The organism is Lacinutrix sp. MEBiC02595, assembly GCF_053601555.1.
The window spans coordinates 209,800-234,264 of sequence record NZ_JBSHNU010000201.1 but is presented as its reverse complement, the minus strand read 5'-3'; the positions used below and the strand labels follow the sequence as shown (position 1 = coordinate 234,264).

The window sequence follows — 24,465 nt, the reverse complement described above, 5'->3', positions numbered from 1 at the left end:
TACTAACTTAAATATCTCTTATTTAATATTATTTTAATGAGTTATTCCTGTATCTCCAAATCTAGCATAAACTGTAATCAACCTATTTTCTTTAGCAACAACTGTCAATTTCGTAATACCAATACAGTCTCCAACAGAAATATAACCTTGTTCTATAGCTTTTACAATACCTTCTAAACTTAATGTATGCTCCACTTTATTACCTCCCATTAACTTTACCACCCCTTTAATCAGACATAGGCGAATTAAAGGCTTTTCAATTTTTCTTTGGTTTAATCGTTTTTTAAAATGCAAACTTTTTTTATCGTTTAATATATTTTTCATTTTGTTTAAGTTTTAAATTTAACCTCGTCTCTAATTATAAAGACGAGGTGTTATTAATATTTACTACTTAGAACTTTTAGCAGCTGCACTTTGAGCTCTTGCTGCGAAACTTCCTTTTGCTACCCCTCCAGAGCTTGAAGTTTTAGCAGTTGTACTTTGAATTCTCACTGAAGCAGCTTTTGACATTGATTTTGATTTACTCATAATTTTTTATTGTTTTAATTATTAATATTATTTCACTAATAAGAATAATCATGCCACACAAAACAAAAACAACATAACACATTGATAATCATTAACTTAATTTAAAATTTTAAATAATTAAAAAGGTAATTAATTATCTATAAATAATTAATTACCTTTAAAAATGAATAATACATACATAACTTGGCATTACACCACACATGGTGTCGCGTATCTTAAACATATTTTAAGTTGTTTTTACCAAAAAGGACATATCCCAGAAAACCTACATTTTGATGATCTAAATCAAATGGAATTGAATACTATTTTCGATAAGCCTGATAATCAAAATGGTTTTGTTTTCGATAAAGTGATTTACTTAATTACACCACAACAATCTTTTGACAAACTCTCAAGCAGAAGATTTAGTTATAAAAAAAACATAGTATATGATGAAACAATAATAAAGCTAGGACTAGATCATATCTATGATGAAATTACAGACAATGAAGAATTATGCTATAACCTATCAAAAGAACTCCTTTATGTAGAAGAAAAGTATCCAAAAAAATATGATGCTTTCAAAAAATCCATATGGAAAAACATACAACACTATCCTGTACTACAACAATTAAAATGGCTGCAACAATATTCTAATTTCAACAAGATATACGAAGATAAATTAGAAATTATTGAACTAGACATAGACGACTTAAGAGATGAGAAACAAATCGCAAACGAAGTAAACAAATGGCTTAAAAAACCTCAAAACCAAAAACTCAAAAAGTCTGAAAACATCATAAATGTATCACTAGGAAGCAATGAGACACAAGTAGTGTGGCATATTCTATCTCAAGCTGAACAATTACCGCCACATACCCGGTTTATAAAAACTTATGATGATAAATCTAGCGAAAAAGAGAAACGTTTCAAACCGTTCTCCATTAAAGAAATACCAACCAATCTAATATCTTCTATAGGTGACGAATTCAGTTTATTTACAGACACTAAATCACCTTCAAGAATATTAGTTGATAAAAAAATGGAAGTCTTTCTAAACTCTGGCTTCTCTATTTTATTACTTGGCGAAAGAGGTATTGGAAAATCTCATATCGCTAACACAACCAATAAGACATTAAAAACTCAAGGAAAACTTATTCAAGCAAATTGTGCTTCATTTGATGACGACAATAAAGCAGAAGTTGAATTATTTGGATACTCAAAAGGTGCTTTCACGGGCGGACTTCCTGGTGGCAAAGATGGATTAATAGAAGAAGCGGACAATGGTATTTTATTTTTAGATGAAATACATCATCTATCTAAGTTAGTGCAAGCCAAATTAATGAAAGCTCTACAGACAGACAAAAACAACAAAATGTCTATTCGAAAAATGGGAGCTATAAAAGAAATCAAAGTAGAGGCTCGATTAATTTTCGCAACAAATAAAACCATAAAAGAATTAAGAACTTTATTACTTCCCGATTTTTATGACAGGATTGTACAACACGTTGTAAACATACCACCTTTAAGAGAAACTAAAGAAGACAGGATGAAAGACTGGAAGACTGTTTGGAAAGACTTAAAATTTAGTAAAGTTTATACTATACCTAAAGATGAGCAATTAAACAATTGGATAAAAACACTCTCGCTATATGGTAACTATAGAGATTTACAAAAAATAGCTATGTATTACAATGCCTATTCTAGTTTTGACGAGGAAACAAGAACTATGATTGATGAAAAAACACCATTTACATATACTAAACAAGAGTTCATCAAATATCATACTGTAATTCCTGAATCAAAAAACGAAAAATTTAATTTTAATACACATCAAACTACTAAAGAAATGAAAGCAGATTATTACTTTGAATTACAAAAATGGGCTGTAGAAAAATTTGGAGGTAGAAAAAAAGCTATTGAACATTTTAAATCACTAAACGACACTATAACTGAAAATACTTTTAACAAATGGAAAAATAAAGCTTCACTAAAAAAAGAATAAACACAATATTAAATCTTCTAAAATAAAAACTCTAATATTTAGAAAGCATAGCTTTCAACACTTCCTTTATTTCATCAACCAAAGTAATTGGCTCCATCACCTTAACACTACTACCATACATTAAAATTCGTTCTACAAGTGATCGATTAGGAATTATATCTAATGAAATTTGAAACGCAACATCTGTATCCAGAAGTATTTGCTGAGAATGATGTAAAGGCAATGTTTTTACATACTGTCCTTGTTCTGGAGTAAAAGACAATACTACTCTTTGTTTGGTGTTTTCGGAATACACCATACCAATAACATCATGATATAGGTAATTAATATTCACATCTGTATTTGGTTCAAACGTATTTTCAGTTAACTGCACATTAGACACTCTATCCATTCCAAAGTTTCTAAATTCTTTCTCACCTTCTTGTTCTCCAATTATATACCAACGATTAGCATACTCTTTTAATAAATATGGTTTTAACAATCGTTTTGTAGTTGTGTTTTTCTGAAAATTATAATGTGTAAAGCTAATTTCTCTATGTTGCTTTATTGCTGTTAAAAACAGTTCTAAATATTGTATTCCTTGAAGTCCTTCACTATTATCAAAAACAATATGCTCTAAAGACGTGCTTTTGGTTTTAAAACTTTCTTTTAGCAAATCTGCTGTATTTACTAATTCTAAAAAACGAACAAAGCTTTCAAAATTCGGACTATTATCATAATCAATATAATAGTTGTTTCTAGAACTATCATATAACACCTCAACCCCAAACTCATTTCTTAAATCATCAAAATCACGTTGAATAGTTCGCTTAGAATGCTCAAAACCATTATCAAATAAAAAGTTTTTTATAGCTTCAAAAGAAGTATCTCGTCCATTTTTAATTTTTTCTATGATTAATGAATACCGTTTTATTTTTCCTTGTACAGACATTTTTACTATTTAAGAAATTAACTCTAATCCAGTATACTCATTTACTAATTCCTTCCAGTTTACAGGTGTTTTTATAAAAGTTTCCACAGTCCCGCCAATAGCGGTGAAATCTACGTTTATTTCATAACCTGCTGAAGCAAAATCATTTTCTAAGTACTGATTATACTCTGAAACCAAACCCTCTAAATCTTCCAGAAGATCATAATCTAAGCGATCCGCATAATCGAGATATCTCATACTGTGAATAACTGTTTTCACACCATTGACAACCATATAAATCGCTATGCGATTATGCATATCGACACTGTTTATTTTAAATTTTTTCTCTGGATATTTACTCAAATACTCTATACCATTACCAGAGTCAAAATACTGCTGTAAATCTATTCGTGCTTGTTTATCTGTGGTTTGAGAAATCCCCAAACCACAATACAATACATCCAAAATACTTCCGTAATGCTGAAAAACTTGTTTTCTGGCTTCTATTGGTGACACATGATGAAACTCTTTTTTTGTTTCTACCAAATCGACTTTAGTAGGTGTTTCATTATGTAATTCATCATGAATATTGGGTACTGCTCTTCGCCAGTATTTAGTTTCTATTTGGTAGTGCATGGTCAAAAATGTATTTTTAAATTAGATCTAACTCAGAATATGGTATGCATCTCTGCTTACACTATTTAATCAAAACTTATGATTTTTTCAATAGCCTCAACCGACATATTAGTTTTCATTAATTTTTGATAATTGTTACTTTTGGGTATTTTCACCACCACAGCATTGCCATGATAACAAAATGAATCCCCTTCAATAGTGAATGATTTCTTCGTTTTAGAATCATCATCACGACTAACAAATAAATAATCATTGGAACCGGAAACTCCTACTATATAATACTTATAAAAATCTAAAAATTTTTGTAAATAATTTTCATTGTTTTGCACTTCAATTTTTGATATTGATTTATCGGTTACATTAATCAGTATTGCCTCAATAATTTTAGTTTTATGAAATTCAGCTTGATATTGTCGCATTATGTTATATTTTTTTGTTTATAAAAAGGTCCTCTTGACTATAGAATTACTTATAGCCACTCCATAACCGTTTTGTGCAACAAATACTGATTAAATTGTTTAGATACCTTTTTAAAAGAAAGTCGTTCTCCTTTATTTTTATTTACATAATGATAAGCGCGCATTGTTAGTTCTAACTCCTCATGCGTCTTTAATAGTAATATATTAATGTTTACTGTTTTTAAACAGTTCGCTACAAACTGTTTCAAGTTATTTGCGCTGGATTGCGCTTCGTTAAAAGTCATATACTCATATACTTTTAAATAGTCTTTAAATTCCTTTAATACGTTATCCATTGTTTTATTTTTTAATGAATACAAATATCATATGGCAGCTGCGACAAAACATGTCGTAGTTATAAAAAACTTTAAATCTTTGGCTTCGTTTACACTGAAAATAAATGAGGTTTTTTTATCCTATTAACCATTATTCCAGATACCTTTTTATTTATTGGTTCTTATTTTTTTATCGTTTTAAAAAGGTTAAAATTAGAAATTCCGTCCCGTATACTTTTTTAATAAAGAATAATTTAACTAGCCTGTTGGTTATATACACTTTTATGTATTGCAGCTCCTTATAGAAAATATTTAACTGTCTATCATTTTGAAACACAGAAAAACTTTCCCAATGTGAAGTATGATTAAATGCTTCACTTAGTTTAATAATTTTTACAAGTGTATTTTTTTTATTAGAATTAAAGAACTGTTTTAAAAAGGTTTCATTTGGTAATGTCTGCTTTTTAAAATAATTAAGTAATAAGTCCTCAATAAATGGTTCTTTTGAAATTTGCTTAAACCATTTTACAATTAAGTTTGATTTCCAAAAAGAATTTGAAACCTTAATACTGGAAAGGTATTTTTTGCCCTTTAAATAAGATCTAACTTCGTTATAATCTGAAGTTGTTAAAAGTTTATCTAATTTACTTTGTTCTTTACTAGTATCTTTCATTGTTTAAATATTAAGATAATCACAAAAGATCATATTTAAAGTTAACACTATTAAAAAGGAGTTTATAATTATAAAATATCCAAAACTTAGATGAAATTATTTCCAATTTAAGACTATTAATTAATCTATTATAGGGATTTGTATTGAATATTTATAAAGCTTATAATATCTTTTATCTTCTTCTTTTAATAAATCTTCTGTTGTAATATTTTTATTTGCAGAATTGTTACTTGTGTAAATGATTAAAGTATCTGTCAATAAATTATCATTTTCAATATTCAATTCTTTACGAACAGATTTTAATCTGCCATAACCACTTACTTGTGCAGCATCTTTATGTGATATCTTCCCTTTCTCATACCGAGGTTTATATTTTGCATCAACTACAACTTTAAAATTACCACATTTAGAATTCAATAAAATATCTGGTTCTAACTTGTGGAATTTTTCATGATAAAGCACCTCTCCTCTTAAAGGGAAAACTTCTTTTAATTTTTTGAATAGATACAACTCAAAGAGCTTAGGCATATCAATCCAAAACGGTGGTGTTTTATACCTTGTCTCACTTACCTGAGAAATATTGTAAGAGAAACGCTTTAAAATAATTTTTGCAATTTTCACTGCTGACTTATACTCTTTAAAAAATGGATTGTGTTTCAGATTAGTAACTTCCTTTAAGCTAATAACAGAAGACACATTGGTAAAAGCAGGACTTACATAATTAATAAGATATTTGACGCTTTCTGTAGATAAGGTCTTATGATTTGAAATAACAGCTTTAGCAAATTCTAAAGTTCTTTTCAAGAGCCTGTTTTCTATAGAATTATAACCAAACTCTTGATACTTACAGTAATTAAAATGCATCTTACTTTTTGTATGATTCTTTTTTACTGAAGCATTAACCAATACTTTACCTTTAACTCTTGTGTTTAAATTTTGAGTAACATCGTAATATGATTTTTTCAGTCCTTTTTTTACAATCCGTTTTAAAGTGGTTAAAAACTCTAGAATCAGCAATGGACTCAATATATCTTGTTGTTGCTCAATTTGGATTAAAGGCGCATTAAAATCTATTGTATATAAATTATCTAAATGCTCTATATTTTCGGTCTCTTTTAAAGCTTCAAATAGCATCGATAAATAATCTACCTCTGAAGTATCATTATTTAACTTTGGCTTGATGTAAATAGGCAGTTTTCCTTTTACAATCCAGTTTACTCCAACTATATAACTCGAATTTAACCTGTAAGCCGCTTCTTCTTCATTATAATGAATATCAAAACAGAGTTCATTGCTGTTTTTTGAACGTATAAAATATTGCCTAAAGTTTTGTTGTTGTAACAATACTTTTTGCTCTTCACTTAAATCATCAAGTAAAGAGTTTTCATAATTATAACCATAATGTTCGTTTACAACAATCATTTTACAAATCTTCAATAACTGTTAATGCGCTAGATTTTAAAATGCCGTCAGTAACATATTCTCTTAAAATTGGCTTGATTTCATAATCTAAATTATACTTGAAATTATTTTCAGTATAAATAAAATAGCTATGACCTAATTGAACATCTTTAGCTTCAAACTCTTCTGATAAGTGGTCAGAGTTTTCATCATTTTCATTGGTAAACAATTCTTTTACTTTTAAGAATACATCCTCTTTAAAAAACAACTTAGAATCTTCTTCTTTTTTATTAGCATTCAAATCGTTTTCCGATAAAACTTTTGGTAATACATCAACAAATGCAAATCGTCTTCTAATAGCATAATCTATTTGTCCAACACTTCTATCTGCAGTGTTCATTGTGCCAATAATAAAAAGATTTGGTGGTAAGGTTATACTTCTGTTTCCATTTAAAGCATACATACTATCTACAGATTCTCCTCTATATTCTAACGCGTAGATTAACTCTCCTAAAACGCTCGATAAATTGGCTCTGTTAATTTCATCTATAATTAGAACGTAATTTTTTAACGGCTCTTTTTGAATTTCTTTATTATCAAAAGTTAATTTTTTATCTTCTAGAAATTGCTGAAATAGGTTAAGAACTCTAACAAAATAACTGGCATGATGTTTAGCCAAACCAGAAAGATTCTCATTGTGTTTTAAATCTTGCCTTTCTGTATTGCCATCTAAAAATGCTTGTTTTATATCTTTAAAAAGCATTCTGTTGCCATTTTGATTCCAACCTTGCGCTTGGCTTTTGTATCTAAAAGCATCATCTTCAGAAAGAACAATACCTACACTTTTTGTCAATTTATAAAAGCCTTCATCATTTTCAATATTCTCATTTATCTCATCTACAAACTGATTGAAATAGTCATCTAATAAAACTTCGTTGGAGTATGTTGTTTCATCTTTATGAAAATCATTATAATTCTTTAAAGCTAAAGCAGCATATTCCCCTAATACTCTATTTTTAGTTTTGTACTCTATTTTTCCTGCTTCATTATTTTCAACTGTTATTCCTCTCACAAAATCTTCATAAGTATAAGAGGGATGAAACTGAATTACTTTATAGTCTGTTGTATTGGTTTGATTATGTTGTATTGTTTCAGAATTCTCAACTAAATATTTTCCTATTGCAGCATGATAAGGATCAAAACCACCTTTTTGTTTTCCTTTTACCCAAAGTTTATCTTCTATAGCTTTTCTAATACCATTATAAGATACATTGTAAGTCGCACCTGTACTTAACAAAGATATTTTACATCTTTCCTTTTCTACTTCATCTATTTTGTATTTCGTTATATCTGTTGCGCTATCAACAACCTCAACTTTTTCTAATTTTGAGACTATATACTTATCTGAAAATAAATTTTTATTATCTTTTTTTTCTTCAGGTGAATTAGTCATTTCTTGAGCTATCAATTTTGCTAATCTTGTTTTCCCTGTTCCTGGAGGACCTTGAAGAATAATTTGTTTTTTATGATTTAATAATTCAATATGGTTTTGCATACTTGCTGAAAAATTTAAATGTTGATTTCTTTCTTCTACAATTTTTATATATGATTCAAACAACAATCCTTTAATGTCGTTTAACATTTCGGAATAAAAAGTATTATCTAAATTGAATGCATCATTTTCTTGGCTTACTTCTATTTGCTTTCCAACTAGAATATAATTATCATTAACAAGGTTTTCTAAATCACTTATATTTCCATTTATAAATCCGAATGAACCATTATATAATTCTTGTTGCACTTCTTTTTGCGCTAAAAAAGAATTAGCAAATGGCTTCATGTAATCTACTGTTGTAAACTCATTAGCAAATGGTACATACTGAGTATTAAACCCTAAACCATAGCCAACAGTATTATTTCTAAAAAACAAATGATATTGTAATTCCGTTCCTCCGCCTTCATTTATGGACCAATCCCTGTCATTATCCCACAAGACAAATAATTTATTAGGGGAATTCATTCTCTTTTTACTAAACAACTCTTTTTTCTTTTTTTGAAAGTTGTTACAAAAATTACCCAAATCTGAATTAACACTATCTACCAACTCTCTTAAATTTTTAAAAGTTAACTCTTGACCTTCAGTTAAATTAATAATTGGGTAACCTGTCAATTCTGTAAAACCTTTCCTATTTGCTTCAACACTACTAAAATCATTACTGGTAATATTGATTTTGGCAATTTTTGCAGCTTCAGTAATTGTTAATTTGAAAGGATAATTAACATTATTAATAACTACAGCATAATCCCTAGCCTTTCTATTTTGGGGTATTGATTCTAAATCAATTTGTTTAATAGCTTGATCTACTAAATCTTTATTTATAAACTTTAAGTTTTCTTGCATTGCTAACTTTTGTTATACTGTTGTTTTTAAAATCAATCCATTTTTTTTTATAAGCCAAAAAAATTAAAGGCTTTAAACTAAAAAAACACTTCTACAATAGAGATTTTAAATATCCTTTTGAGTCAGCTATATCTAAAACATAATCATCAACCCAAGCTAAGCTTAAATCATCTAGAAAAGCATATAGCATTTTAGTAAATGTTCTTTTAGGATGTAATAGACTAACTAAATTTGTGCATTGGGTGTTAAAGTTTTCTAATGCTAAGTCATAAGCATCTTGATTAACACCTTTGTTTATATTTAAGGCAATCCAATTTTGCTTAGCACTTTCAAAATAATTTTTAGCTTCTTCATAAACTCTTGACCTTGCTCGTTTTAAGTTAGAATGTGTTAAGCCGTAAACTTTTATTGAAATTCTAGCTCTAATATGATCTGTAGAAGAAGTATTAGGAATTGCTTCAGTTGGTGTAGTTCCATCATAGGTTAACAACTTAATGTCATCTTTAACGCAAGGGTCTAGTAACATGTTATTTTCTAATCGCCATGACTCATCATTATTATTTGCTATAATACTTGATGTCTCAAGAGGAAAATAAGTTCTCTTTAATTGATTTGGTTTTCTACCAGCAAGCCTAAAATTTTCTAAATTATAAGAAAGCCACCAATAACCTTCCCTATCAACAATCACTCTTTTTTCTGGATAATTGTCTTTATTATTTAATGGGGAAATACTTTTTTTAGGTCTAAAATGTTCAATCTCTAAATCTGAAACACTTGGATCTGCTTCTGAAAACCAACATTTGTTTTTACTAAGCCGTTGTAATGGTAATCTATGCTCTGACCAAATCCTATTACCAGAAGCATCGATAAAAATTTTTCTATCTGCACTTGATCTGCTTCTTAATTCCAAAAGCTTTTTATCTGCCTTTGCTTGCCAATTTTTAGGTTTATAACCAGAAAAATTTATGTGCCTCATTTTAAAAACCTTCGTTATTTAGTCTTTCCATAATTTCTTTTGAAATATTTTCTCTTTCTTTTCTGTCTTCTTCAGTTATATTTTTCTTTTTATAGTCTTCAAGATTATCTAAAGCCATTATAAAATCCTTATAAAGAGGATCATCGAAAGGCTTGTTAAAATCAATATCAATTAATTCTTCATTTAGTTGCTCTAAAAGAATTATTTCTTCTGGATTTAATTCATTCCGTTCCTTCTTTACAAGTAAAATTCTTCTTTGAATAAATTTACTATATGTGTTTTCATCTAAGGTAGTATTCAGATTAAAAATATCGCTAGTTAAAATAGCATCAACACCCAACCCTCTAAGGTCTTGATCCGCAAATTTCCATCTAGGAACACCTTCTGGTAAGTCTCTTTTTTTATGAAACAGAATAACATCCTCTTTCCTTAGTCCTGAGATAAAAATAGGATCGTGGGTAGTAATTAAAATTTGACTCTTATATTGTTTTTGAATCTTATTAATTAAATTAATAAAATCATATTTCCATTTTGGATTTAAATGAGTTTCTGGCTCATCCAATAGACAAAGAACACCATCTTGATCAATCAAATTAATTAAGCTGAAAATAGTTAAAGCTTGGTGTTCACCATCTGAAATTGTTTTATAAGATATAGGTTCATCTATACCTTTCATTTTTAGCATTATCTCGTCTATAATAAACGGTTTTTCATCAGCTGTTGGATCGATTACATTGTTGTGAACATAATAAGGATCATTACCATATAAAACTTTATTCCTTCTCCTTTCTGGAATAGCATGTTTATTGTGCAACTTTAGTTTTTCAAAATACGCATATAAACCACTAGCCCCAGATGCTAGACTTTTAAATATATCAAGATGCTCAGTATTGGTTAAATCGATAGAAAAAGTAAATGAAGATGCTCTATGATCTGTTTTTATATTTCTTGAACCTAAATTATCCTTTAGTTTTTGAATTAAAGTATTTACTTGAGGCTCAAGTGGCATTCTACTTTTTTGCCTATAATGATCTCGTATTGTAAACTTAAAAGAAAGCACTTCTTCGATACCAAACTGTTCCTCAAATACGTCAAGCTTTTCAGCATATGCATCTTCATCTAACCTCCTATTAAACATAATAAAGTTTGATAGAATTAAGGTTGCACAGGTATCGTAATCTACATAGTGTAATCTATTATCTTTAATAATTTCTGTTACACCTGCTTTTAAATTATCTTCTTTTTCCTTAAAATAAAACAAGTCCATTTTTAAAAAGGGAATACTAATAATTTCGTTCTCACCTGAAGAATAACCCCAAATTCTATGCGGTAATAGATGTACTGCATCTGTATCATTTATTTGACGGACATCATCAGCTGATATTATAGAAAATTCAGGATTGTTGCCTGCAACCTTAGAAATTAAAATATGAGCATAATTTTCATTAAGAAGCGTTTCTTCAAATGTCATTAATAATCCTGAAATAGATCTTGGAATAAAATATTCAATCTCAAAATCTTGAATAGGCACTTTATACTTTGCATGCTCAGTATAGCCTAACACATAACTTTCGATAAAATAAAATATATCTGCTATTGCCTCTAAAACATTAGACTTACCACTTCCATTTGGGCCAACAAAACAGACAGGGTCAATTGTTGTAGAATCTAAATTTGGTTCAAAAACAATTTCAAAACCTTCCTGAAGACTTTTGTAATTCTGATTAAGTTTTAAACGTTTTAATTTCATGAATTTAACTCGTTTAATTTCAATTTAACCTCACTCAAATCTAACTCACCTTTAAAAGCTTTTTGGATTAAACTACCATATAAGTTTTCTAACTCTTGTAAATGAGTTTTGTAGTTTTGTTTTATGGATTCTACTTTTCCTACTATGTTTGCGAATTTGTTTTGATTATCAAGCGGTGGAATAGGAATTCTTATCTTTTTTAAATCTTTAAGATTTAATGTTTTTTGAGCTACGCCTTTTACAGATTTTTCTACCTGAACTTGGACAAAGTCACTTTGCATTGCTCCAAATAAATAAATATAATTGATTTTTTCCTTATTAGGTTTGATATAAGCAATATGCCTTTGGAAAGCGAATTTAGTGCGATTTTTCACTAAAGCGGCTTTTCCATATGAGCCTACGGAAGTAAATAATATATCTCCAAATTCAATTGGCGTTCTTTTATTCAGCTGTTCATATTCCTTATCAGAAATAAATTTTTTTGTATTAAAATTAATTGTATTATCGACTATATTAGATACTAATAAAAACGGAATACCTGATTCCAAAAACGTAGGACTTTGATGTGTACCATCAGTTATTTTAATGGTAAACTCTTCTAAAGAAGAAGAATTATATTTCATATTATTTAAACCCCCAAACATCTCCAAAAAAGTAGATTTCAACAACTCATCTAACAACCCAATACTTTCTTTACGTTTTTGTATCAAGCTTTCGCAATTAGATAAAACTTGAGCTATGCGTTTTTGATCTTCTAATTTATCAGGAATGTTTAAGCTTATTCTAGTTAAATTTGTTCTAGTTATTTGAGGTTGCGCGGCACCACTAATTGTATCTTTCAAGCCTCTAACCAACAAAGCATAATAAATAAATTTTAAATCATATTTTGATTCATCAATTTGATCCAAAGCCATTGCGTTGGAATTAATATAAGATTTTGGTTTTGTTATATGAATGTTACCACAAGTTGCTCCCCTACAAGTTATTGCTATAGTTGGTTCTTCATGAGTGTAGCTAGAATAATACCCTATAATTCCGTTAGCTCCATAAACTGTGTAACCTGATTCTAATAAATTCTTTCCAGGTAAATTCTTCCATTGTTTGGGCTTAGATATTTCAGAAAGTTTTGTTTTTATCCACTCCATCTAAAACAATTCCTTTAATTCATTCAAAACTTCTGAAATTTCCTGTTCCAAACCTTTTTCAATTACCTCACCATTAGCATCAAGCTTCCCTAATAATTTTTCTAAAATAGCATCTGGTTTTTCATAAACAATCTCTTCAAAAACTTCTTCTTTATAGCGTGAAAAACTTAAATCGTAACCTTCGGCTTTAATCTCTTTTTTAGGCACAAAAAAGTGCTTGGCTTTACGGTTGTTTTCTTTTTTATTAGCTCTGCTGTTATATGTGGTAATTATGTCTTGTAAATCGCCATAATCGTTATTACCTTCTTTATCTTTTAGTTTCGCACGTTTATCATCCAATGAACGTCCATCACTTTCCATATCGTAAAACCAAACGTTTTCGGTTTCACCTCCTTTAGTAAATATTAAAATGGCTGTACTTACACCTGCATAAGGTTTAAATACACCACTAGGCATAGTAATAACTGCTTTTAATTCAGATTTTTCAATCATTAACTTTCTAGCATCTACAAATGCTTTACCAGAACCAAACAATACACCTTGTGGTATAACAATACCAGCTGTTCCTCCCATTTTTAGCATATTATAAATACGCTCTATAAACAGTAATTCGGTTTTGGTGGTTTTAAGGCTTAATTCTTCGTGTATATCGCCTTTATCAATGTTTCCTGTAAATGGTGGGTTTGCTAATACCACATCGTACTCGCTAGTTTCAAAATAGCTTTTACTTAAAGTATCTTTATAATCTATTTGTGGGCTTTCTATACCGTGCATCATCAGGTTCATTAATCCTAAACGCACCATCGTTTGGTCTATATCGTACCCTTGTAAACTGCTGCCTAAAATTTCTTTTACATCTTCTGTTAGCAAGGCACTTCGGCTACTGCGTATAAAACCATCTTCGTCTGGTTTTTGTTTGCTTTTTTCTTTGTCTAACTGCGTTACCATATATTGGTAAGCACCTAATAAAAATCCACCTGTACCACAAGCAGGATCTGCAATGCGTTGCCCTAATTTTGGGTTCACTAATTCTGCTAATAATTTAATAATATGTCGTGGTGTTCTAAACTGTCCGTTTTTACCTGCAGAAGCGATTTCGCTTAATAACATTTCGTAAACATCACCTTGTATGTCTTGAAAATCTTGACCGTTTTGCGTAGCATCTTGCTCCATTAGGTCAAAAATATCATCAATGCTTTTTACAGCCTCTAATAATAACGAAGGCTTAGGGATAATAAACACCGCATTTGCCATATGCTTAACAAATGGTGATTGCGCTGTATCTAATTGTTTTATAAATGGAAACACATAACGTTGCACGTGTTGCAACATATCGTCTGCAGGTAAGCGTTTAAAATTACTCCAACGTAATTCTTGTTTGTCTATTCCGTTTTGACCGTTTTCTTCGTCTTGTTTTGTTGCGAAAAATGTACCATCAAATTTTGAAGTATAAGTGTCTCCAGTAAATTCTGCTTTAGATAATTCTTCTAAATCATTTTCATCATACTTTTTCATAAACAGCAAATATGTAATTTGCTCTATGGCTGTTAGTGGGTTAGAAATTCCACCAGACCAAAATTTACTCCAAAGGTCATTTATTTTTGATGCAATTTGTGGATTGCTGTTAATTAAGCTCATTTAATATATTTTAATAATCGTTTTTAAAATTTTTATATTTCTGGGGATTAGTCCAATACTCATAGCAATCTGCTATCATTTTGTTTTCCCAATTCTTATCTGCTTTTAGGTCTTCCCAATCTTCATCATACAGTTCTGCACAAAGTTTATAGAAACCATCACCTTGTTCTCTCTTATTATCTGCATGTGTTATTAGAGCACTTAATAATGGTCTTCTTTTGTTAAACTCGTGAACTGAAATTTCACCTAATTGAATACCTATTTCTTTTCTGTCTAGCGAATTATTAAAGTCATATCCTAATTGCAACTGTTCGTTTAACTGAGAGTATGTCCAAGTAGATTTTCGCCTAGCTAATTCAATTAATTTATCTCGAATATCTTTACTCATTAAGCTACAAATTTGTCAGTTAATGTTAGAATGTCTTTAATTTCGTTTGGCGAAAATACACCACGTATTCCTTTTGAATGAATAATTGTAAAAGGCGCTTGTATTAAATCGCGTTTTTCAATAGAACCATGTTCTATAATATAATTTTTTAATAAGTTTAAAAACTCTATTTGTCTTGATGATAAATAGGTGTGTTCGGTAATAAATTGTTGTACCGCTTTAGTAACCTGATCATCAAAACGTTCTAAAACTTCTATACCTAGAATGTGCTTTATAAACTGAATGAGTTTTGCTTTTTGATGATTGTACACTTTGCGCAATAAAGCTTCTGTTATGTGAGGATCTGCATCATGCAATTCTTCGGCTAAAGCATTGGCTTCGTCTTCTGTAATCGTTTTACCATCTTTTAACTTTTGTAAAACGGTATTTCGTTCTGTTAGTTCTTTCACTTTAGCTTCTACCATTTCACGATACTTCGAAATACTTACCGCTTCATTCTCTGGACCAAACTCAACCATTTCTTTGGTTTTTAAAACGTCTTCTAGATTTAGTCTAGTTGCTCCCAAAGGTAATGTTGTTGGTTCTCTAAAATGAATTAATGGCGCAATAGTTTCAGCTAAAACATCTAAACCAGCATCTGTAACTGTACTCCAAAAATGATTGGATACGACTTGATTGATATAGGTTTTATGTTTAGCGACACTATTAATGGTTAAAGGTAATTCGCCTACAATATTGATAATATTTTCTTTAAGTGTATCAAACTGATCTGTTTCTTCAGCTAAATGAGCAATTGAAACTTCTAACACGTCTTTTTCAAAACGCATGGCTTTAAAGTTGACTTGTGAAACGGTTCGGAATAATGGTTTTATGTTATTTCTTAAAAACGCGAAGTTTTCTGCTTTTAGATTTTTCCAAAATTCTAGAGATTCAACTAAAGCAATATCTGACTTTGAGTCTTGAATTACCACAGATTTTTTTGGTAATTCTGAAATCTGCTCTCTGAGTTTATTGATTTCTTTAACAGCAATTTCTCTTTCGTCTAATTCTAAGGCGAGTTCAATTTTATCTAATCGTAATCCAAAATAGCGAACTGGTAATGGTATTTGCGCTTTTAGTTCTTTTCCTTTTGGGTTTAATTTAAAGTATTCAAAATTATCCCAACTGTCTAATATTAAAAAATTATCTTTTTCTGGACACCATGGTTTTATTTTTGTTGGTTCGAGTAATCTTGTACCACGACCAATCATTTGCCAAAATTTGGTATAAGAATATACTGGCTTTGCGAATACTAAATTTACTAGTTCTCTAACATCAATTCCTGTATCTAGCATATCGACACTTATGGCGATTCTAGGCATATTGTTATTAGTAAATTGATGTAGTAATCCACCTTTACCATAGACTCTAGAATCGTCGGACACCATTACTTTTGCTAATTCGCCAGTGTACTCAGGATATAGTGCATCAAATATTTCTTCTATACGTCTTGCATGTGCTTTTGTAGAGCAAAAGAAAATCGTTTTACCTGGAAGCACGCCATCTATATCTTTTATAGATTCCTCCATAAACTCCTTAACAATAGTAACATTTGTGCCTTTGTTTATAACTGCTTTTTCAAGTTCTGTGCCTTCAAAATTTATTTCAGCAACTTCTTTTCCTTGCAGAATCAGTCGTTTTTGATCTTCTAAACTAATTGTTCTTTTACTAATACCTTCTTCTTGAAACTTAGTTTGAATTTTCATCACCTGAAAATTGCTCAAATAAGGCGGAATATTATTTACAGCTTCTTCATATGAATATGCAAATGTTGGCAGACCATCTTCACATTCAAATAATTGGAAAGTGTTATGATCTATAACATCGGTTGGTGTTGCTGTTAACCCTAAAGTTATGGTATTGAAATAATCTAGTACTTCTCCATAAGTATTATAAATAGAGCGATGACTTTCATCAACCACTATCAAATCAAAAAAATGTGGTGATAATGTATTCAATTCGTCCCTAACAATGTTTAGCATTGTTGGATAGGTTGAAACATAAATACGTCTATCTGTTGCTATATTTTTTTCACCAACCTTTGGCCAAGTGGGTTCGTTAGGCAAGTGTTCTTTAAAAGCTTCTAGCCCTTGATTACGAAGTGCTATTCTATCTACTAAAAATAACACACGCTCTGCCCAATGCGATCGCATTAAAGCATCAACTAATGCTATACAAGTTCTTGTTTTACCAGTACCTGTAGCCATTACTAACAAAAACATTTTACGTTTTCTTTCGATACCTTCCATTACGGAACGAATGGCTTGAATTTGATAATCACGACCTGCAATATCTGTATTGATTAATTGAGCAGATAAAGGTTTTCTGTTTTTTCTAATGTACAAATAGCGATCTAAATCGTCTCGTTTAGGAAAACCAATTACCTTTCTTGGTGGATAATTACCCAGATCCCAAAAGAATATATCGTGACCATTGGTATAAAAACAAAATGGTAATTCTCCATCTGATTCCTTTTGAATATTTTCGCAGTATTGCTTGGCTTGCTCTCTACCTATTTCCGCATCTGTAGATGACTTTTTTGCTTCTACAACAGCTAAAGCTTTTCCGTTTTTACCTAGCAACACATAATCAGAAAACTGGGTAGTATTGTATTTTGAACTCGGTTCGTTTACAGATGAATCTAAACCAATATTATACTCAATAATCACTTGAGATTGGTCATTGACATTCCAGCCAGCTTCTTGAAGTTGGTTGTCTATTAATTCTTTTCTTGTGTTAGATTCTGATATTTGCTTATTCATTGATTTGATTAAAACTTAACTCAATCAGCTATTCTAATTCTTAGGAGATTCCAATATATAACCTTTTTATAAACTTCGTTTGTAATACATCGAAAAAAACAAAGAGTAATAACACCTCAAACCTAACCCCATTCTGCCAAATATCCTTACGGAAACCCGTAAACACCTAAAATACAATACGCCATTCTTTCGAATAACAGATGAATCCTTAATCAGGCTTTCCAAATCTTACCAATAAATAGCTAATGGATAGTCCGCAGATAATCCATAGATAGTCCATAGATAGTCCGTAGATACTTTCTATAAAGACATCCTTTTTAAAACCTATTTATAAAGCAACGCATAAAAGATAAAAACGCCAACAAACCCCATCACAAAGCAATCTATAAAACCCAATGCTAATAAAAGTGAATACCAGAGGTACTGCTTTTTTAGGTTTTAATACCAGTAACCCACTTATAAACTACATTTTATCGATTAAAGCTACTCTTTATCGGTGTTATTATTATATATTACCGACCAATAAGCGACTATCCCCTAAGAAACTACCTTTGTAAACCAACGAGCTAAAGTCACTATATACCCAAACTATGAAACAACGAAACACACTAATTGCAATGCTAGGTTTTGCAATACTAGCGATGTACCCACAAAATAACATGGCGCAAACTCCGGGACAATCCGAATTTGACGGCAGCGGAAATGGCTATATCGAATATATTCCAGGAAACCTACCTATAATTATATCTGCACCGCATGGCGGAACCATTACTTCTGGATCTTTACCAAACAGAACTTGCGGTACTACAGAGCCAGATGATAATACGGCAATTTTAATTCGCGCCATTCAAGATGAAATTTTTGCACAAACAGGTGGCTATGCGCATGTGGTTATTAATAATTTAAATAGAATTAAACTAGATCCTAATCGTGAAGTTTCTGAAGCTACATGTAGTAGTAACACCAATGCTTCCGACACCAATCAAGCGTTATATTATTGGAATGCTTTTCATAGTTTTCTAGATACTGCTAGTGCTTCGGTAGAGGCCAATTATGGTAAAGGTTTGTATATTGATTTACACGGACAAAGTCATACCACACCAAGAATAGAAATCGGATATAGAATATCGCGTACCGATTTAACCAATAGCACAACCAATCATTTAAATACCGTTTCTGGTACTTCTATTACCAGTTTGGTTGCCGATAATCTGAATAATTATACCCAAGAGGAATTGGTAAGAGGTACAAATAGCTTAGGGGCTTTATTTCATAATGCACCAGGCACCTTTTATTCTAGTCAGAATTATCCTGGCTGCGGAAGAGATGGAACTAACGGCTACCGAGCAACACCAAGTAATTATGTTGGCGGAAGCGGTGGTTGTAATGATGCTGCTCCAAATAACAGTAATTATTTTAGTGGGTTTTATTACAATAACGAACGTCATGGTTCTGGACCTGCAACAAGCGATGGTCAAGGTGGCGGTGGTACTGTAGATGGTATTATGACCGAAGTAAACAGACGTGTTAGAGATGTTGGAACCACACTGGAACCTTTTGCTATAGATTATGCGCATGTGGTTTTAGAATATATAGACACCCATTATAATGATTTTACCGTTTATAATTATAGTGCTGCTACCTATGATGTAACCGATAGCGATCCCATACCAAGTATAGAAGGTGTTTCTGGCGGACAATTTACAAGCACAGCAGGATTAACTATAAATGAGAATACCGGAGAAATAGATACTTCCAACTCCTTAGTAGGTACTTATGTGGTTACCTATTCTTTTGGACCAACTTCTGCCACCTATCCGAATGGATACTATAGCACCACAAGAAACATTGAAATTACAGACAATACATTAAGCACAAATGCTATAGAAAGCGAACACCTTTTATTTGTATATCCAAATCCAACAGCAGATTTTATACACTTTAAAGCTTCAAAAAACATATCGGAAGTACTAATATCTAATGCAATCGGACAACACGTTGGAAAGTACCTTTTTAATAAAAACATAGGTAAAATAGACCTTTCTAGTTTTCCTACGGGATTATATATCCTTCAGTTTTTAGACTATAATAAAAGTAAAGTACTAACAAAACAAATCCTGAAGAGGTAAAATCGCTTATACCATGAATTGCAATATCTGTAAAAATAAGCATATCCTTAAAAAGCATCTCTAATGTTTATTTTCTAATTCTGTGAATTTTCGCAAAGCATAAGATTATAACGCTTTGCAAGAAGGTAACAATGAATTAAAAAAACCATAAAAAACTGTAAACAAGTCGTATAACCTCTTTTTTATATCCAAGAAAAGCCAGTATAAACATACTGGCTTTTCCATTTTTAAGAAACAATAAAATGTTAAATATTACATTTTGTCGGGTTTTTTTGCATTTCAAGGATGTTTTATTAAAAAATTATATATATTAGCGCCATAATTAATGAAACATTCAATTTCTCAAACCCAAATCCTGATGAAAAAAATTACGTTTGTAGCTTTATTGCTACTGTTGGTTACACAGCTAACCTACGCTCAAGAAACTTATAAAAAAGTTAGTATTACTGCTACGCCAAATGCAATACAACAATTAGACGATGAAGGTATTGATCTTACCTGTGGTGTTATTATAAGAAACAACACTATGGATATTGAGTTAACGCAATATCAATTAGATAAATTAACCGCTAGAGGTATTCCATATACGGTATTGATAGAAGATATGGTTGCTTTTTACAGCCAAAGAGCTATAGCAGATTTACCAAGAGCTACTCGAGAATTACAACAAATGAAAGCTACTGCAGCTTCCTATCGCTCTTACAGTGTAGATGAAGTTTTAAATAATGTAGGACAATATAGCGAATGCGAAGAAATAGATTGGGCGGTACCTGCAAATTGGCATTTAAATAATGCGGCAAATTATCCTTCCGAAACCAATCACTTTGGTGGTTGTTTAACGTACCAAATGGTTTTAGATGAATTAGATGCTATGCGAGCACAATATCCGGGACTTATTTCGGTAAAATCGGATGCATCTTTAGTTTCTGGTGAATCCAATATCGCCGCTAATAAACAAACTACTTTTGAAGGAAGAAAAGTTTATTATGTTCGAATTTCTAATGACCCAAATGTAGATAATCCTAACAGACCGGAAACTTTATACCAATCGCTTATTCACTCTAGAGAGGCAGCGACAGTAATGAATCAGTTATATTTTATGTGGTATCTTTTAGAAAACTATGCTACAGATCCTGCAATTCAGAATTTAATAAACAACCAAGAGTTATATTTTATACCAGTATTAAATCCAGATGGTTTTGTATACAACCAAACCGTAGCTCCAGATGGTGGTGGTGGTCAACGTAAAAATAGAAATACAACGGGATCTAATTCTTGTAGTACCTATTTAAATGGTATTGATTTAAATAGAAACTCTGCTTATTATTGGGGTAATGGCGGTTCTTCCGCGTCAGCGTGTAATGATACCTATATGGGAACTGGACCATTTTCTGAAAACGAAACACAAATTATGCGTGATTTCTTTTTAGACCATGATTTTAAACTAGCTTTAAACCATCACTCGTATAAAAACGCAATGCTTCACGCCTATGCTGGTGTGAACCAAACAAACCCAAGACCAGACGAATACGCTAAGTATAACCATGACATGTCTTATTATAATAGATATATGCATGGCCCAAGTACCAATGTGACTTCTCTTAATAGTGGTAACATGAATGACTGGATGCTTGGAGGCCCTGCCGGAACAAGCGCAAATGGTACAGCTACAGGAACAGGTTCTGGAAAAAACACCTTGTCTTGGACTCCAGAAAATGGATTATCGTCTGAAGGTACAGGTGGTTCATATGGAGGCTTTTGGCCACAACCATCCAACTTTGTGCACATAGCAAAACGTGCTATGCGAATGAATTTTTTAGCCGCTTACTATAGTGGTAAATATGCGAAATTACATGACTTTAATCAAAGTGATATTATTTCTTTAAATGGGGATTTAAAATTTGCTGTTGAAAATTTAGGACAAACGGCTAGTGATTTTACAGTAACGGTTACGCCTATTTCTGCAAATATATTAACGGTTGGCGCACCAAGCACGCAAACAGGAATGCCTGTATTACAACAAAATAATGTGAATATAAGCTATACATTAGATCCTGCAATTCAATTAAATGACAAAATTGAATTCAAAGTAACGCTTACTAATGATAATGCTTCCGATAATGTTTTATATGAAGCAAACATTGTAAAACACTACTCTCCTACTGTTTTATTTGATGGAAATGCTTTATCTAATTGGTCACAAACTACAGGTACTTGGTATACTACATCCGATGCATACTCTAGCACAGCTATTACCTCAACAAATGGCGGTACTTATGCAAGTAATGATACTAAACATATTCAAATGAATGGTTCTCTAGATGTAACTGGAAACGCTAAAACAGTTATTCAGTTCTATGCTAAATGGGATTTAGAGCGTAGTTTTGATTATGTACAATTAGAAGGTTCTACAAACGGAACAACATGGACACCACTTTGTGGAAAACTAACAAAACCAGGAGCTCCAGATGATAATAATAACTATTCTAATAAATCTGGTACAAATAATAATTTTCAACCAGACTATGAACCGCTTTATGATGGAGATACGCAAGAAAGATGGAACATGGAAGAAATTGTAATCGATGCCACAGATAATTCCTTTTTAAACAATCAAAGTACGGTTTATTTAAGATTTGAATTTAAAACAGATAGCAATAATAGAAATGATACCTATTATAATATGGATTTTGAAGGTTTTACCTTTGATGACTTTAAAGTAATTGGTATTCAAATTCCTTGTGAAACAACGGTACCTACTAGCTTAGCAGTATCTAACTTAACAACAAGTACTGCAACAGTTACTTGGGATGCTATTCCATCGGCTACCTACGATGTAAGATACCGCGTAGTTGGAGATCCAAACTGGACAGAGGCTACAGATATAAATGATATTACATATACTATTACAGGATTAACTTTTAATGATTATGAAGTGCAGGTACGCACTAGATGTGCGGTTAGTACTTCGGCATATAGTGATTCGGAAAACTTTACCATCTCACAATGTATTGGAGATGTAGTTTCTGTATTTCCGTACAACGAAAGTTTTGAAAGTGGTTTAGGCTTGTGGAGTCAAGGTGCTTCAAACGAAATAGATTGGACACGTTTCTCAGGTTTAACACCATCAAACACGGGCTCAAATCCAATTAACACTACTGGACCAAGCGCAGCTTCAGATGGATCATTTTATATGTATACAGAATCTTCTAGTGCAAATAATGAAAAAGAGGCTTATCTTGTTAGTCCATGCATACAATTAAATGGAATGGAAAACTCGGAATTAACTTTCGATTATCACATGTTTGGCGCAAATATGGGTACACTTACTCTTGAAGTAAGTATAGATAATGGTGTGACGTACACAACTGAATTTACAAGAACTGGTAACCATCCCAATCAAAATGCTAATAGTGATCCATGGATAACAGAAACTGTAGATTTATCTGATTACAATGATCAAACCATAAAGCTACGTTTCTACGGTCTTACAGGATCAAATTACACCAGTGATATTTCTATTGATAATATTAGTATTACTGCAGACGAACCTGCAGTTTTAGTAGCGCCAACAGCTGTTTGTCAAAACATTACCGTACAATTAGATGCTACTGGAAATGCAACAATTGTTGCTGCAGATGTGGATGGCGGTTCTACAGATGACGTAGCCATTACAAATTACAGTATCGATATTAGTACTTTTGATTGTAGTAATGTGGGTACTCCAGTAAATGTGACACTTACAGTTACCGATGCAGATAACCAAACAGATACTTGTACTGCCACAGTAACTGTAGTAGATTCTATCGATCCTTTATGTGTAACAAAAGATATCACGATAGAATTAGATGCCAGCGGAAATGCAAGTATTACTGCAAGTCAAATAGACAATGGTTCTTCAGATAATTGCGGACTAACTGGTTTCTCAGTAACACCATCTTCTTTTAATTCAGGAAACACTGGTGATAATACGGTAACATTTACAGTAGTAGACGTAAACGGAAACAGTTCTAATTGCACGGCAATAGTAACCGTAAATGATAATGCTTTATCTATTGCTAATTTCAATTCCGATAATGTAATTATAAAACCAAACCCATTCAACACGAATGTAACCATTAACCTATCCTCTAATTTAAATAATAGCGAATTTGAAATAAATATCTATGACTTAAATGGTCGTGTTGTTTTAACACAAAGAAAATCTTGTTTGCAAGGAACTATTAAAGTAAACAATTTAGAACAATTAGAACAAGCGCCATATTTCATAAAAATACGCAATACTGAAAATGGAACAACAGTTACCAAAAGATTAATTAAAAACTAATCCATCACTATAAAGTATAAAAAAAAGCTGAATCTAAGGATTCAG

General features: G+C 31.2%; 18 protein-coding genes. 3 read left to right on the top strand and 15 right to left on the bottom strand.

The annotated features are described in order from the left end of the window. Nucleotides 1–33: 33 nt before the first annotated feature. Nucleotides 34–324: a hypothetical protein gene (locus ACVCZW_RS07360; RefSeq protein ID WP_452232070.1), complete on the bottom strand. Its 291-nt coding sequence runs from the start codon at nt 322–324 to the stop codon at nt 34–36. 63 nt (nt 325–387) lie between these two features. After that, entirely contained in the window at nt 388–528 is a 141-nt protein-coding gene (locus ACVCZW_RS07355; RefSeq protein ID WP_452232069.1) for a hypothetical protein, read from the bottom strand. Nucleotides 529–691: 163 nt separating this feature from the next. On the opposite strand from ACVCZW_RS07355, the gene ACVCZW_RS07350 reads away from it, so the two are divergent. Next, nucleotides 692–2,512 carry a sigma 54-interacting transcriptional regulator gene (locus tag ACVCZW_RS07350; protein WP_452232068.1) on the top strand — a complete coding sequence of 607 codons (1,821 nt, stop codon included), beginning with the start codon at nt 692–694 and terminating at the stop codon, nt 2,510–2,512. A gap of 31 nt (nt 2,513–2,543) precedes the next feature. Here the strand turns inward: ACVCZW_RS07350 and ACVCZW_RS07345 are convergent, their stop codons facing one another. From ACVCZW_RS07345 to ACVCZW_RS07285, 13 genes are all read right to left on the bottom strand, one after another. Beyond that, a complete protein-coding gene (locus ACVCZW_RS07345) occupies nt 2,544–3,443 on the bottom strand; it encodes a helix-turn-helix transcriptional regulator (protein WP_452232067.1) in 900 nt (299 codons plus the stop codon). A gap of 9 nt (nt 3,444–3,452) precedes the next feature. Then, entirely contained in the window at nt 3,453–4,058 is a 606-nt protein-coding gene (locus tag ACVCZW_RS07340; protein ID WP_452232066.1) for a hypothetical protein, read from the bottom strand. A 65-nt stretch (nt 4,059–4,123) separates the two neighbouring features. Further along, nucleotides 4,124–4,477 (bottom strand): hypothetical protein, encoded by a 354-nt coding sequence (locus ACVCZW_RS07335; RefSeq protein ID WP_452232065.1) that lies wholly within the window; start codon nt 4,475–4,477, stop codon nt 4,124–4,126. Nucleotides 4,478–4,527: 50 nt separating this feature from the next. Then, complete coding sequence (locus ACVCZW_RS07330) at nt 4,528–4,812, bottom strand: hypothetical protein (RefSeq protein ID WP_452232064.1); 285 nt, start codon at nt 4,810–4,812, stop codon at nt 4,528–4,530. Nucleotides 4,813–4,981: 169 nt separating this feature from the next. Continuing rightward, nucleotides 4,982–5,464 carry a hypothetical protein gene (locus ACVCZW_RS07325; RefSeq protein WP_452232063.1) on the bottom strand — a complete coding sequence of 161 codons (483 nt, stop codon included), beginning with the start codon at nt 5,462–5,464 and terminating at the stop codon, nt 4,982–4,984. 120 nt (nt 5,465–5,584) lie between these two features. Next, on the bottom strand, nt 5,585–6,886 hold the full coding sequence (locus ACVCZW_RS07320) for a 5-methylcytosine restriction system specificity protein McrC (protein ID WP_452232062.1): 1,302 nt from the start codon (nt 6,884–6,886) through the stop codon (nt 5,585–5,587). A gap of 1 nt (nt 6,887) precedes the next feature. Then, entirely contained in the window at nt 6,888–9,266 is a 2,379-nt protein-coding gene (locus ACVCZW_RS07315; RefSeq protein ID WP_452232061.1) for an AAA family ATPase, read from the bottom strand. Nucleotides 9,267–9,357: 91 nt separating this feature from the next. Continuing rightward, the gene (locus tag ACVCZW_RS07310) at nt 9,358–10,242 is read right to left on the bottom strand and encodes a hypothetical protein (protein ID WP_452232060.1); all 885 of its coding nucleotides are present in this window, start codon (nt 10,240–10,242) and stop codon (nt 9,358–9,360) included. Nucleotide 10,243: 1 nt separating this feature from the next. Beyond that, the gene (locus ACVCZW_RS07305; protein WP_452232059.1) at nt 10,244–11,992 is read right to left on the bottom strand and encodes an AAA family ATPase; all 1,749 of its coding nucleotides are present in this window, start codon (nt 11,990–11,992) and stop codon (nt 10,244–10,246) included. Next, nucleotides 11,989–13,137: a restriction endonuclease subunit S gene (locus tag ACVCZW_RS07300; RefSeq protein WP_452232058.1), complete on the bottom strand. Its 1,149-nt coding sequence runs from the start codon at nt 13,135–13,137 to the stop codon at nt 11,989–11,991. The genes ACVCZW_RS07305 and ACVCZW_RS07300 overlap by 4 nt, the downstream gene beginning before the upstream one ends. Then, on the bottom strand, nt 13,138–14,775 hold the full coding sequence (locus tag ACVCZW_RS07295) for an N-6 DNA methylase (protein WP_452232057.1): 1,638 nt from the start codon (nt 14,773–14,775) through the stop codon (nt 13,138–13,140). 10 nt (nt 14,776–14,785) lie between these two features. Next, the gene (locus ACVCZW_RS07290) at nt 14,786–15,163 is read right to left on the bottom strand and encodes a hypothetical protein (RefSeq protein WP_452232056.1); all 378 of its coding nucleotides are present in this window, start codon (nt 15,161–15,163) and stop codon (nt 14,786–14,788) included. Then, nucleotides 15,163–17,964, bottom strand: coding sequence for a type I restriction endonuclease subunit R (locus ACVCZW_RS07285; protein ID WP_452232055.1), 2,802 nt, complete (start codon nt 17,962–17,964; stop codon nt 15,163–15,165). The genes ACVCZW_RS07290 and ACVCZW_RS07285 overlap by 1 nt, the downstream gene beginning before the upstream one ends. 590 nt (nt 17,965–18,554) lie before the next feature. Between ACVCZW_RS07285 and ACVCZW_RS07280 the strand changes: the two genes are divergently transcribed. Then, nucleotides 18,555–20,093: a T9SS type A sorting domain-containing protein gene (locus ACVCZW_RS07280; RefSeq protein ID WP_452232054.1), complete on the top strand. Its 1,539-nt coding sequence runs from the start codon at nt 18,555–18,557 to the stop codon at nt 20,091–20,093. Nucleotides 20,094–20,451: 358 nt separating this feature from the next. Next, nucleotides 20,452–24,420 carry a M14 family zinc carboxypeptidase gene (locus tag ACVCZW_RS07275; protein WP_452232053.1) on the top strand — a complete coding sequence of 1,323 codons (3,969 nt, stop codon included), beginning with the start codon at nt 20,452–20,454 and terminating at the stop codon, nt 24,418–24,420. Nucleotides 24,421–24,465 lie beyond the last annotated feature (45 nt).